Here is a 13362-nt window from a genome sequence, read left to right as displayed (position 1 = left end):
TTAGCTTCCAAGCCTGCGGGTTCGGATCCCGGCCCCGAACACGGCCATCAGCCGCGACCAGAGCGTGCTTGACCGTTCCAGCACCTGACGGGGCATGGCAAGGGGGGCAGTCGGCAGCGCCCCGATAGTGGTTCCGACGTGATCGGCGTCCTGCATTAGCATGTCGCCCTTCTCAAAGCTCATTCCTGCACCCATTGATACAGCCAGGTTTCGGTCAATTTGCGGTCATACCCAGCAACATGGGCAACCATCTCTGTTACAGTTCCGGGCCGGCCGCGGACATCCACGACAAGACGCCAGATCCGGGTTCCGTCGATCTTCGACAGCACCGTGGTCAAGGCCTCGCCGCCCATGATGTTGACCACGGGCGCGACTTCGGCATCTGCGGGAAGCTGTCCCAGCACGCCGCCTTCGAAGTCCACAACAAACTTCCGCGTCCCCGGTTCCGCCTCGGCGCCCGAAACACCGCCGCTGCCTGCGCGGGTATCCGCCACCCAGGCCAGATCGCCGTTCGGATCGGGCGTCAGCGCGCCCCAGTGCAGGCGGTAGCGGAACTCCCGCATTTCGCCGGCGCGAATGGCCTCATCCGGCGCCCAGAAGGCGACGATATTGTCGTTGACCTCAAGGTCCGACGGGATCTCGACCAGCCGCACCGATCCAGCACCCCAGTCGCCAAGCGGCTCCACCGCCAGCGAGGGCCGCTTCTCATAGCGCGCCTCGGCATCCTGATAATGCTCGAAATCACGGTCGCGCTGATAAAGCCCGAAGCTGTTCATAGCAGGCTCGGCCAGAACCGAGACCGACAGCCGCGGCGGGTTGTTCAGCGCGCGCCACAGCACCTCGCCATTCGGCCGGGTGATCATCAGCCCGTCGCTGTCATGCACTTTGGGGCGGTAATCGGCAAAGGCCTCGCGGTTGTTCGCGGCATAGAGGAACATCGAAGTCAGCGGTGCCACACCCAGCTGCGCCACATCGGCGCGGAAGAACAGCCGCGCCGTCACCTCCATCACCGTGTCCGACCCGGGGGTGATGACGAAGCGGTAGGCGCCGGTGACGCTGGGGCTTTCCAGCGCCGCATTCACCACAACCTGCTGCGCGCCCTCCAGAGGGCGTTCCAGATAGAACGCGGTGAAGCGCGGAAACTCCTCGCCCCCCGGCAGGCCGGTATTGATGGCCAGACCGCGGGCCGAAAGGCCATAGCTGTTGCCCCGGCCAAGCGCGCGGAAATAGCTGGCACCGACAAAGGACACCAGTTCGTCCAGTACATCGGCGCGGTTCAGCGGATAGTGCATCCGGAAGCCCGCCACGCCGGGCAGGTTGAAGTGATGGGGCACCCGTTCGCCGAGTTCGTGCCGGTATTCGAAATCGTCAGTCGAGAAAACGACCTCCTGCGCGGTGCCATCGACCACGTCGAATATCCGCACCGGCTCGGCGAAGAGCCAGCCCATGTGATAGGCCTGCACCCGGAACTGACTGCCCGGCACCGCCCAACGGGCGCGGTCCGGCAGAAAGTTGATCTGGCGATATTCGTCATAGCCAAGGTCGGCCAGGAAGCCTTCCAGCGGCGGCACCGGCTCGGGGTCGTGCAGAGCCCGCTCGCGCATCGACTCGGTCAGCAGGTCATAGGAGAAGGGCGGCGGAGGTGGCGGCGCAGCAGGCACAGGCTCGGCCGCCGGCGCTTCGGCCGGCGCAGCCTCCTGAGCCCAGCCCGGCTGGCCGGCAACGATCATGAAGGCGCTACATGCGGCCGAACCAAACAGTCCGCGCCGGGTCATTGTAAGGGAGGGGGTGTCGTTTCTTGTTCTCATTCTGTCTGACGATCGTAATGCTGGTTCCCGTCAACGGCGGAACCTAACCGTTCTGACTGTTGTCTCCGGCGCCTTGGCCGGCCTGGCTTTCCTGCAGCGCCGAGCCTCGCCCGGCCCGAATCGCAACCTTGTTTCACACCCCGTTCGACCACTCATAGCGCAGTCCCTTCGCAGGTGCAGCACCTTCATGCTGCAATGCGCAAAACCTTGCCGTCCCACGCAAAAATGCCACGGGGAAACGGTCTGGGCCAACGCGGTCATCTGGGCATCGTCACGCTGCAAATCAAGGGCCGCGCGGCCCACGTTCATGCGCGGCCACGGCGGGCAAGTCGGAAAAACCTGACCGACAGGTCGGCAGACGCCGCAGCAGTCCAAAACATCGGTGTCTAAGGAATGGTACCGCCTACCCGGCTCGAACGGGTGACCCCCAGATCCACAATCTGGTGCTCTAACCAACTGAGCTAAGGCGGCACTGCGGGCGCATTTAGCGGCTGCGCTGATCGAATGCAAGGGCCCCGTGCAAGGGGAATGGCTGCTGGATGCGCAGCCCGCAGCGCCGCCGCCGGCTTGCGCAGCCCGCGTGTCGCCGCGGCTCAGGCGGTGACAAACTCCGCACGAAGGCCGATGCCGGCCTCGCGCGGATGTCCTGCGGCTTGCCGATCTGCTTGATCCTGCCCATCGATATCACCACCACGAGATCGGCCAGTTGCATCGCCTCGTCCTGGTCATGGGGTCACAAAGACCGTCGTCAGCCCAGCCTCGTCATGGATGTCGCGCGGCTCCTTGCGGACCTTGGCATCCAGCGCGCCAAAGGGCTCGTCCAGCAACAGCATCCGCAGCTCGATGCAACTCGTGCCAACGCCACCAACGGCAGGCGGCCCCACCGGGCACGATTACCCGCGCGGGTCGGCGCGCCGCCGGACATTGCACGCATCCCGGTTCGCGGTCGCTGCGATCCGGGGCGCGGATCCCGACTTGCTGGCTTCGTGTCCGGTCCACCGCCGTCCACCTTGGGCCTCTATGACGCCTGATGCTCCTCGGTATCGATCGCGGGGATCTCGGTCCTTTCCTCTTCCGCGGCACCGCAGAGCAGGTCGACCGCGCGGTCGGCGGCGTCCTGGAACGGCTCCAGCACCAGATCGGCGCCCGAGCCAAACAGCTCTTCGGTGTCGCGCGGGTGATGCGAGGCGACGGCGATCCGTCCGCGGAAGCCAGAGCTGCGGGTCAGCTGGATCAGGGTGGTGCGGGTATCCTCATGGCTGAGGCCGGTGGGATGGATCGGCACGGTGGAGACGATCCATTCTGCCCGCGGCAGAGGAAGTTCGGCGATGAACTCGGGATCGGTCGCGTCCCCGAACTCTGTCTCAAGGCCAAGCTCGCGCCAGCGCCGCACGGCCAGCGGGTTGAAGTCCACCCCCAGCACCTTGATGCCGCGCTTGTGCAGGCGCATCCCGATGGCGGTACCAAAGCGACCCAGACCGAAGATGATGACCTTGGGCCCGTCATCGCGGTGCGCGCCCGCCTCGGAGGGCTCACGCGGGGTGCCCCTGCGCTCGAACACGCCCAGAAACCGCTCGAACAGGGCGTAGAGCTGGTGCGAATAGGTGATCATGTAGGTGGAGGCGGCGATGGTCACGAGGCCGACCATGGTGACGAGGCCGAGCGCATCCTCTTGCACATGGCCAAGCGAGACGCCCATGGCGACGAAGATCAACGAGAACTCACTGATCTGCGCGACGGTCAGGCCGGCCAGAAAGCCGGTGCGCTTGCGGTAGCCCATCGCCCCCATGATGGCGAGGACGATCAGCGGGTTACCGATCAGCACGAAGATCGAGAAGACGATGGCGCCGGTGACGTGGCTGCCCAGAAGCGACAGGTCCAGCGCCGAGCCGAGGGCGATGAAGAAGAACAGCAGCAGGAAGTCGCGCAGCGGGGCCAGACGCGCCGCAATGGTCTCGCGGTAGGGTGTCGACGCGAGGGCGACGCCGGCCAGCAGGCCGCCCACCTCCTTGCCGAGCCCGACGATATCGCCAATGGCCGCGAACATCGCCGCCATGGCGATGGCGAAGATCACCAGAAGCTCTGGCGCGCGGGCCAGACGCTCTGTCAGCGGGTTGGCGACATAGCGCACGAACAGGACGACCAGCGCCACCATCGCCACGCCCGAGAGCAGAACCGTCGTCACCGACCCGCCGCCATGCCCGTCTTCGGCCGACCCGATGCCGATGGCCGAGAGCACGATCATCGCCAGCACCACGACAAGGTCCTGCACGATCAGGAAGCCAAGGGCGATCTGGCCATGCAGGCTGTCGATCTCGCGTTTGTCCGAGAGCAGTTTCACGATGATGATGGTCGAGGAGAAGGTCAGCGCGACCGCCACATAGAGGCTGGTGACGGCGCCGAGCCCGAGCGCGAGGCCGATCAGGAAGCCGAAGATCGAGGTGAAGGCGACCTGCCCCAGCCCGGTGAGCAGCGAGACCGCGCCAAGCGAGCGGATCAGCTTCACATCGAGCTTGATGCCGACGAGGAACAGCAGCACGGCGATGCCCAGTTCCGACAGCAGGCTGATCTGCTCGTCGGAATGCACCATGTCCAGCACCGAGGGGCCTGCGATCAGGCCGACCGCGATGAAGCTGACAATAAGCGGCTGGCGCAGGATGATGCCGAGGAAACCGATGGCGGCGGCCATTACCAGCAGCGCCGCGATCTCGGTAAAGGGGGACTGGACGATCAGGTCCATCAGCTCGTGGCCGCCCAGCTGGACGCTGCTGCGCAGGCGCGCGCGGGTCGATACTGCCTCAAGACCATTCCGAATGCCTTTTCATGGGGTTTGACTGCCTGTAACCTGTCATAGCGTAAGTAAAGTCCCTCGGACAGGTTGATGGGCGGGGTTTTGCCCGGCCCCTGCCGGGGGATGGCGCGGACGGAAGGGAATGCGATGAAGAAGATCTTGCTGGCCACCGACTTCTCGGAACGCTCTGACCGGGCGCTGCGGCGCGCAACCCTGCTGGCACGGCAGTTCGGCGCCAGCCTTGCGCTGATTCATGTCGTCGATGACGACCAGCCGCGGCGGATCGTCGAGGCCGAGCAGGAGGAGGCGGGCAGGCTGCTGCGCCAGATGGCCGCAACTCTGCGCGATGTCGATGGGGTGGAGTGCGAGACCCGGGTGATCCTGGCCTCGCCCTTTGCAGGTGTGGCGGCGGCGGCGGCGGATCTGGCCCCGGACCTTCTGGTGATCGGTCCGCATCGGCGGCAGATCCTGCGGGACGTCTTCATCGGCACCACGGCAGAGCGGACGATCCGGCTGGTGCATTGCCCGGTGCTGATGGTGAATGCGGCGCCTGCGGGCCCCTATCGGCATGTGTTGCAGACGACCGACCTGTCGGACGCCTCCCGCGACGCACTGCGGCGGCTTGCGGCGCTGGAGATCGTGGGAGCGGCGCGGAGCACGCTGCTGCATGTGTTCGATGCGCCGGCGCTGCGGCTGGCCTTCAGCCATGCAATGCCGAAGGACGGGCAGGAGGTTTACCTCGCGGATGAGACCCGGCAGGCGGCGCTTGCGCTTGCAGGGTTCGTGTCGGCCTCGGGCCTTGGCGATGTCCGGCAGATCGTCCGCCACAAGACGACGGCGGCGCAGCATGAGATCCTGAAGGTGGCGGAGGCAGAGGCGGCCGACCTGATCGTTCTCTCAACCCACGGCCGGACCGGCCTGACCAAGCTGCTGATCGGCAGCGTCACCGAACATGTGCTGACGGCGTCCTCGGTGGATGTTCTGGCGATCCCGCCGATCCTCGGCGCATGATCGGCCAGAGGCTCCCAGAATAACGGCGCCGAACCATCCAGTGCCGTGTTTGCGCTGCTGCCTGACCGGGCGTCCCAGCCCTGTCGGATGGCTTTACACTGGCTGATCGGCGGACTTGGATCATGTCCCTCAGCGGCGGATTCGCCCATATTGTCACGCCCGATGATACATGAGAGAAGCGCGCTATGACCACGCGCGCCACGCCTCCCGGGAAGCTACGTCAGGCTGCGTTCGCCTGGACGGTGGTGCTGTCGCTGTTCATGGTCTGGGCGGCATCGGGGCAACGTCCGGCAGGCATTCCGGTTCAGTCCGGGGCGGCCAGCTTGGCCGAAGCCCGAGGCCACGACCACGTCGCGACGCCCGTCGCCGCCAGCAAGGCGCATCGCCCTTCGGAGGTCCGAAGCGGGCCGGACCCCGATCTTCTTGCTCTGATCGCCGAGGCGCCGGGTTTCCCGGTCGGCACCGCGGCGAATGAACCGGCCTGCCCGCCGATTGCGTCGCGCTGCCTGCAGCCCCGGCACCGCCCCGAGCCCCGGGCACCCCCGCTGACCTGACCCCGAGTTTCGAACCGTGCGCGCAGCCCGCGCCGCGATCCATCCCCACCACAGCCATTCTGCCGGACCGTCCTTGAGGGCGGTTCGCAAGCTGTGGCGGCCCTTCGGTTTCAACGTCTCCGGTGTGTCTTGCGCCCTTGCGGCGGGCCTCCGGGTTCAGGACAGGTCATGACAAATACTCTTCTGTGGAAGCGCCTCCTCATCTGGGGAGTCTGTCTCTGGGGCATCCTCTTTGCCCTTCCCAATGCCTTCTACCCGCAGGTGGAACGCCACAACGATGCCGCGGCGGTCATCGCCGAAACCGGCACCCTGCCGCCGGGAGCGCAGGCGGATCTCGACGGCTGGCCCGCCTGGATGCCCTCCAGCCTCGTCAACCTGGGCCTCGATCTGCGCGGCGGCGCGCATCTGCTGGCAGAGGTGCATGTGGAGGACGTCCATGCGGCGCGGATGGAGGCGCTGTGGCCCGAGCTGCGCGATGCACTGCGCGGGCTGCGGGGTCAGGTCGGCACCGTGCAGCGGCAGGACAGTGCCCCCGGCGAGCTGCGGGTGCGGATCGGCAACCCGGACGGGATGCAGGCAGCGCTGGCCGCCGCCCGGGCCTTGGCGACGCCGGTGGTGTCGCTGACCGGCGCCGGCCAGACCGACATCGAGCTGCGAGGCGACGGGACCACGCTGGTGGTGACGCTGTCCGAGGCAGAGCGGCAGGCGCTGGACCAGCGCACGATCCAGCAGTCGCTGGAGATCGTCCGGCGGCGGGTGGATGAGGTCGGCACGCGCGAGCCGACCATCATGCGGCAAGGCACGGATCGCATCTTGATCCAGGTGCCGGGCATCGGGTCGGCGGCGGAACTGAAATCGCTGATCGGGACGACGGCGGAACTGACCTTCAACGCGGTGCTGGGGCAGGCGGCCGAAGGCCAAACGGCGGGCGCGGGGGAGATGATCCTGCCGGCAGCCGACCAGCCGGGGCTGTTCTACGAGCTGAACCGCACGCCCGTGGTACGCGGCGAGAACCTTGTCGATGCGCAGCCAGCCTTTGACCAGAACGGCCGCCCCGCAGTAAACTTCCGGTTCGATCCGGCGGGCGCGCGGGCCTTCGGCGACTTCACCGGCGAGAATATCGGCAGCCCCTTTGCCATCGTGCTCGACGGTGAGGTGCTCTCGGCCCCGGTGATCCAGAGCCACATTCCGGGCGGATCGGGGATCATCACCGGCAGCTTCACGGTCGAGGAAAGCACCGAACTGGCCGTGCTGCTGCGCGCCGGTGCCCTGCCTGCCAAGATGACCTTCCTCGAAGAGCGCACCATCGGCCCCGAGCTGGGGCAGGACAGCATTGAGGCGGGCCAGCGGGCCGCGGTGATCGGTATGGTCGCCGTCGTGACCTTCATGATCGCCTGCTATGGCGGCTTTGGCCTGATGGCAAACCTCGCGCTGGCGCTGAACATGGGGCTGCTGCTGGCCTTCCTGTCGGTGCTGGGGGCGACGCTGACGCTGCCCGGCATTGCCGGGATCGTGCTGACGATGGGCATGGCGGTCGATGCCAACGTGCTGATCTTCGAGCGGATCCGCGAGGAGTTGCGGCAGGGCCGCACCCCCGGCCGCGCCGTCCAGATCGGGTTCGACAAGGCCCTGTCGGCGATCATGGACAGCAACATCACTGGCCTGCTGACCGCGGTGATCATGTTCGCGGTCGGCTCCGGCGCGGTGCGCGGCTTTGCGGTAACGCTGGGGCTTGGCATCCTGACCTCGATGTTCACCGCCGTCTATGTGACGCGGCTGATCATCGAGACATGGCTGCGCTGGAAACGCCCCAAGACCCTCGCGGTGAAGGGATGGATCCGGCTGGCGCCAGAGAAGACGACCATCGACTTCTTCCGCGCCCAGTGGCTGACCTTCGGGGCGTCGGTTGTGGCGGTCATCGCCTCGCTGCTGCTGGTGGCGACCCTCGGGCTCAACTTCGGGATCGACTTCAAGGGCGGCACGACGATCCGGGCCGAGACGACGCAATCCCTCGATATCGGCGGCTACCGGGCGGCGCTGTCGGACATGGGCCTCGGCGATGTCTCGATCACCGAGGTGTTCGACCCGTCCTTCCGCGCCGACCAGCATGTGGCGACCATCCGCATCGAGGCGCAGCAGGGCACCGAAGCGCTGGCCCCCGAGGTGGTGGCGAGCGTGGAGGCGGCGCTGAAGGCCGTCGATCCGGCGGTGGGTTTCACGGCAGTTGAATCAGTCGGACCGAAGGTCTCGGCCGAGTTGATCTGGCTGGCGCTCGCCTCGGTCGGGGCGGCGGCGGCGGGCATCCTCGTCTATGTCTGGATGCGCTTCGAATGGCAGTTCGCAGTCGGCACCGTCGCGGCGCTGGTCCATGACGTCATCGTCACCGTCGGCATCTTCGCGCTGTTCGGGCTGAAGTTCGACCTGACCATCGTGGCGGCGCTGCTGACCATCCTTGGCTATTCTGTCAACGACACGGTGGTGATCTTCGACCGGCTGCGCGAGAACCTTGCCAAGTTCAAGACGACGCCACTGCGCGACCTGATGAACCTGTCGGCCAACGAGACGCTGAGCCGCACGCTGATGACAGCGATGACCACGCTGATCGCCCTCGTGGTGCTGCTGGTCTTCGGCGGCGACGTGATCCGCGGCTTTGTCTTCGCCATGCTGTTCGGCGTGATCATCGGCACCTGGTCCACGCTCTATGTGGCCAAGAACATCGTGCTGTTCCTCGGGCTCAATCGCAGCGACAAGCCAAGGCGTGGGGTGGAGCACGAATTTGCCAAGATCGACGCGTGATGTCTGCGGCCCGAACCGGAAGATGGTTTCGGGCGCCCACCGCCATGAAGAGCGTCTTCATGGCGGTGGGGCGCGACGAGGGCTCCCGGCACACCTGTGGGGGTAGCCCGCGCCCCCGTTGACCGCACAGCAGGAGCACGTCGCCCCGGAGATTGATCTGTCACGTTGGCTGCAGAAAGTCGGCGAATGACCCCCGTTCTGGCGCAGATAATGGCACCACCCCTGACTAGGGTCTTCTTTGCAATCAAGGGGTTAGGATGGTGCTGTGAGAGAGGATTGAACTCTCGACCTCACCCTTACCAAGGGTGTGCTCTACCACTGAGCTACCACAGCGCCGTGGCCAATCACGTCTGCTTGCGCATCTGCGTTTCGGCCGGTGTGGGCGCGGATTTAGACGCAAAGCCCGGGCAGCGCAAGCGCAATCTGGACCCTTTTCGCCATCCGCGTTACAGAGGCGGGGATGGAACGCAAAGTGAGCAAAAAGCCGGGCGGAACGGCGGCAGACGAGCGTGCAGCCCGGCTGAAGGCGGCGCTGAAGGCCAACCTCGGACGGCGCAAGGGGCAGGCGAAGGCGCGTGCCTCGGCCGACGAGGGCGTCGCGCCCGAAGGCAGCCCGCAAAGCGATGTCGACAGCGGCGCAGGCGAAGGATAGGAGCGCGGGCACCCCCCCGGCACGATACGGGGAAGCCCGGGCAAGGCCAGGACCCGCCGCACAGCGCGGACCAGACAGGACCGGGGCACGGGCGGCAGCGCCCTCCCCCGCACAATCAACAAGACGCAACGCGAGGCAGGCAGATGGATTCGATACGGGTGGTGGGCGGCACGGAACTCAACGGGCGAATCCCGATTGCCGGGGCCAAGAATGCCTGCCTGACGCTGATGCCGGCGACGATCCTGACGGATGAGCCGCTGACGCTGACCAATGCGCCGCGGCTGTCGGATATCCGCACCATGACCGCGCTGCTGCAATCGCTGGGGGCAGAGGCGGCCAGCCTGCAGGGCGGACAGGTGCTGGCGCTGTCGAGCCATGACCTGTCGAACCTCCATGCCGATTATGACATCGTGCGCAAGATGCGCGCCTCGATCCTCGTGCTCGGGCCCATGCTGGCGCGGCACGGTCAGGCTGTGGTCTCGCTCCCCGGCGGCTGCGCCATCGGCGCCCGGCCCGTGGATCTGCACCTGAAGGCGCTGGAGGCGATGGGGGCGGAGCTGGAGCTGCGTGAAGGCTATATCCATGCGCGGGCGCCAATGGGCGGGCTGCGCGGCGCGGTCATCGACTTCCCCTTCGTCTCGGTCGGCGCCACGGAAAACGCGCTGCTGGCCGCCACCCTCGCCCGCGGCACCACGGTGCTCAACAACGCCGCACGCGAGCCGGAGATTGTCGATCTCGCCCGCTGCCTGCGCCGCATGGGCGCGCAGATCGAAGGCGAAGGCACCCACACCATCACCATTCAGGGCGTCGACCGGCTGGGCGGCGCCACGCATCCGGTGGTCGTGGACCGGATCGAGCTTGGCACCTACATGCTGGCCCCGGCGATCACTGGCGGGTCGGTCGAATGCCTTGGCGGGCGGATGGAGCTGATCGGCGCCTTCGCCGAGCGGCTGGATGCGGCTGGCATCGCGGTCGAGGAAACGCCCGACGGGCTCAAGGTCACCCGCCGCAATGGCCGGGTGAACGCGGTGGATGTGGTGACGGAACCTTTCCCCGGTTTCCCGACTGACCTTCAGGCGCAGATGATGGCGCTGCTGTGTACGGCCGAAGGAACCAGCGTGCTGGAGGAGAGGATCTTCGAGAACCGCTTCATGCACGCGCCCGAGCTGATGCGGATGGGCGCGCGGATCGAGGTGCATGGCGGTACTGCCACCGTCACCGGGGTGGACCGGCTCAAGGGCGCGCCGGTGATGGCGACCGACCTACGCGCCAGCGTCAGCCTGATCCTGGCCGCGCTGGCGGCGCAGGGCGAAACCGTGGTCAGCCGCGTCTATCACCTCGACCGCGGCTATGAGCGGGTGGAGGAGAAACTGCGGGCCTGCGGCGCCACCATCGAACGGGTGCAGGGCGATTGAGGGAAGCAGCGACATGACCGATGCACGCTTTGAAGACGGCGGCGAGACCGCGCTGACCCTGCTGGCGCAATCGCCCGAGGATCTGCCGGTGATCTCGGCCCTGCTGCAGGACGCGGTGCTGCCCGCCTCGGAAATCCGCTGGGACCGCACCGCGCGCAAGCTGGCGCTGCTGGTCAACCGCTTCCGCTGGGAAGACCGCGAGGCGGCAGAGCGCGAGGGGCGGCCCTATGAACGGGTGCGCTCCTTGCTGGTCATCGGTGATGTGCAGCGCGTCGTCTCGCAGGGGATCACCCGCGGCGATGCCGATACCGTACTGTCGATCCTGTCGCTGGACTGGCAGCCCGCGGAAGACGGCACCGGCCGGCTGGTGCTGGTGCTGGCCGGCGACGGCGCCATCGCGGCCGAGGTCGAATGCCTCGACCTCAGCCTGCGCGATGTGACGCGCCCCTACATCGCCCCCTCGCGCAAGGCTCCCGGCCACCCTGACTAGGCTTGAGGCTCGCCCCCCGCCCCTGTAAGCGATAGGCCGACAGCCGCAGGAGTGCCCGATGCCCCAGTTCCTGACCACCGCCGATGACGGTTTTGAGCCCGCCTTCGCCGCGCTCCTCGGCCTCAAGCGCGAGGATGCGCCCGATGTCGATGACGCGGTGGCCGCCATCATCGCCGATGTCCGCGCCCGCGGCGATGCAGCGCTGATCGAGCTGACTTCCAGGTTCGACCGGCTCGACCTGACCCCTGCGACCCTCGCCTTCACGACAGCCGAGATCGAGGCGGAATGCGCCAAGGTCTCCCCCGAGGACCGCGCCGCGCTGGAACTGGCGGCCGAGCGTATCCGCGCCTACCACGCCCGCCAGCTGCCCGAGGATGCCAGCTGGCAGGACGAGCATGGCGCCACCCTCGGCTGGCGCTGGACGCCCGTTTCGGCGGCGGGCCTCTATGTCCCCGGCGGCCTCGCATCCTACCCGTCCTCGGTGCTGATGAACGCTGTCCCCGCCCGCGTGGCAGGCGTCGAGCGGCTGGTGATCTGCTGCCCCACCCCCGGCGGCGTGGTGAACCCGCTGGTGCTGCTCGCCGCCCGCATCGCCGGGGTGGACACCATCTACCGCGTCGGCGGCGCGCAGGCGATTGCCGCCCTCGCCTATGGCACCGAAACCATCGCGCCCGTCGACAAGATCACCGGCCCCGGCAATGCCTATGTCGCCGCCGCCAAGCGCCGGGTCTTCGGCCGCGTCGGCATCGACATGATCGCCGGCCCCTCGGAAATCCTCGTCATCGCCGATGCCGACAATGACCCCGACTGGATCGCCCTCGACCTTCTCAGCCAGGCCGAGCATGACGAAAGCGCCCAGTCGATCCTCATCACCGATGACGCCGCCTTCGGCCGCGCCGTCGCCGCCGCCGTGGACAGCCGCCTTGAAACGCTGGAACGCCGCGCCATCGCCGGGGCCAGCTGGCTGAACAACGGCGCGATCATCATCACCCAGGACCTTGAGGAAGCCGCCCAGCTTTCCAACCGCATCGCCCCCGAACACCTCGAGCTTTGCGTGGCCGATCCCGACGCGCTGGCCACCCGCATCACCCATGCCGGCGCCATCTTCTTGGGGAACTGGACGCCCGAAGCGATCGGTGATTACGTGGGCGGGCCGAACCATGTGCTGCCCACCGCACGCTCGGCGCGGTTCTCCAGCGGGTTGTCGGTCATGGATTTCGTCAAGCGCACCACCCTTGCCAAGATGACCCCCGGCGCGCTGGCCGCCATCGGCCCCGCCGCCGAACGCCTCGCCACCTCGGAAAGCCTTCAGGCGCATGGCCTGTCGGTCCGCGCGCGGCTGGACCGGCTGAATGGGGGCGCGCAATGACCCGCATCTGCCGCATAGAGATCGACGATTCGGGCCTGCCGGCGCCGACGCCGGAGATCGAGCAGGAACGCCGGGTGGCGATCTTCGATCTGCTGGAAGACAACAGCTTCATCCTGCCCGGTCGCCCCGGCATCCCGGCCCCTGAAGGCCCCTTCGTGCTGGCCCTTGCCATGCGTGAAGGCCGGCTGGTCTTCGACACCACCACCGAGGCGGGTGCCAAGGCCGCCGAATTCCACCTCTCGATGGGCCCCTTCCGGCAGGCGGTGAAGGACTACTTCCAGATCTGCGCCAGCTATTTCGAGGCGGTCAAGCGCCTGCCCCCCAGCCAGATCGAGGCCATCGACATGGCCCGCCGCGGCATCCACAACGAGGGCGCGCGGATCTTGCAAGAACGGCTGGAGGGCAAGGCAGAGCTGGACATCGACACCGCCCGGCGCCTGTTTACCCTGATCTGCGTCCTCAATACCGGGAGCTGA

The 13362-nt window shown here is 67.2% G+C and carries 11 protein-coding genes, 2 tRNA genes and 1 pseudogene; 8 read left to right on the top strand and 6 right to left on the bottom strand.

Translation table 11 applies throughout. The annotated features are described in order from the left end of the window. The 5 genes and pseudogenes from Q8S30_RS10815 to Q8S30_RS10795 form a co-directional block, all read right to left on the bottom strand. Positions 1–183, bottom strand: coding sequence for a hypothetical protein (locus Q8S30_RS10815; RefSeq protein ID WP_305666023.1), 183 nt, complete (start codon positions 181–183; stop codon positions 1–3). Further along, complete coding sequence (locus Q8S30_RS10810; RefSeq protein WP_305666022.1) at positions 180–1775, bottom strand: glucan biosynthesis protein; 1596 nt, start codon at positions 1773–1775, stop codon at positions 180–182. Before Q8S30_RS10810 ends, Q8S30_RS10815 begins: the two co-directional genes overlap by 4 nt. A gap of 427 nt (positions 1776–2202) precedes the next feature. After that, positions 2203–2279 (bottom strand) — tRNA-His (locus Q8S30_RS10805). 139 nt (positions 2280–2418) lie between these two features. Next, positions 2419–2653 (bottom strand): annotated as a pseudogene (locus Q8S30_RS10800) (putative 2-aminoethylphosphonate ABC transporter ATP-binding protein); the annotation flags it as partial. 173 nt (positions 2654–2826) lie between these two features. Next, positions 2827–4548, bottom strand: coding sequence for a cation:proton antiporter (locus Q8S30_RS10795; protein WP_305666021.1), 1722 nt, complete (start codon positions 4546–4548; stop codon positions 2827–2829). 198 nt (positions 4549–4746) lie between these two features. Between Q8S30_RS10795 and Q8S30_RS10790 the strand changes: the two genes are divergently transcribed. The 3 genes from Q8S30_RS10790 (at position 4747) to secD (ending at position 8960) form a co-directional block, all read left to right on the top strand. Beyond that, positions 4747–5610 carry a universal stress protein gene (locus Q8S30_RS10790; protein WP_305666020.1) on the top strand — a complete coding sequence of 288 codons (864 nt, stop codon included), beginning with the start codon at positions 4747–4749 and terminating at the stop codon, positions 5608–5610. A gap of 185 nt (positions 5611–5795) precedes the next feature. After that, on the top strand, positions 5796–6164 hold the full coding sequence (locus Q8S30_RS10785) for a hypothetical protein (RefSeq protein WP_305666019.1): 369 nt from the start codon (positions 5796–5798) through the stop codon (positions 6162–6164). A 168-nt stretch (positions 6165–6332) separates the two neighbouring features. Further along, positions 6333–8960: a protein translocase subunit SecD gene (gene secD / locus Q8S30_RS10780; protein WP_305666018.1), complete on the top strand. Its 2628-nt coding sequence runs from the start codon at positions 6333–6335 to the stop codon at positions 8958–8960. Positions 8961–9218: 258 nt separating this feature from the next. Here secD and Q8S30_RS10775 read toward each other — a convergent pair. Next, positions 9219–9293: transfer RNA gene (locus Q8S30_RS10775), tRNA-Thr, on the bottom strand. Between the two features lie 139 nt (positions 9294–9432). Here Q8S30_RS10775 and Q8S30_RS10770 point away from each other — a divergent pair. The 5 genes from Q8S30_RS10770 (at position 9433) to Q8S30_RS10750 (ending at position 13362) form a co-directional block, all read left to right on the top strand. Beyond that, positions 9433–9612: a hypothetical protein gene (locus Q8S30_RS10770; protein ID WP_371135497.1), complete on the top strand. Its 180-nt coding sequence runs from the start codon at positions 9433–9435 to the stop codon at positions 9610–9612. Between the two features lie 143 nt (positions 9613–9755). Beyond that, positions 9756–11027 (top strand): UDP-N-acetylglucosamine 1-carboxyvinyltransferase, encoded by a 1272-nt coding sequence (gene murA, locus Q8S30_RS10765; protein WP_305666016.1) that lies wholly within the window; start codon positions 9756–9758, stop codon positions 11025–11027. A 13-nt stretch (positions 11028–11040) separates the two neighbouring features. Next, positions 11041–11517: a DUF2948 family protein gene (locus Q8S30_RS10760; RefSeq protein WP_305666015.1), complete on the top strand. Its 477-nt coding sequence runs from the start codon at positions 11041–11043 to the stop codon at positions 11515–11517. A gap of 58 nt (positions 11518–11575) precedes the next feature. Next, on the top strand, positions 11576–12886 hold the full coding sequence (gene hisD, locus Q8S30_RS10755) for a histidinol dehydrogenase (RefSeq protein ID WP_305666014.1): 1311 nt from the start codon (positions 11576–11578) through the stop codon (positions 12884–12886). Further along, complete coding sequence (locus Q8S30_RS10750; protein WP_305666013.1) at positions 12883–13362, top strand: UPF0262 family protein; 480 nt, start codon at positions 12883–12885, stop codon at positions 13360–13362. The genes hisD and Q8S30_RS10750 overlap by 4 nt, the downstream gene beginning before the upstream one ends.

The organism is Frigidibacter sp., from assembly GCF_030695035.1.
GTDB lineage: Bacteria > Pseudomonadota > Alphaproteobacteria > Rhodobacterales > Rhodobacteraceae > Frigidibacter.
The sequence above is the reverse complement of the archived record's forward strand: the minus strand, read 5'-3'. Positions and strand labels throughout refer to the sequence as shown.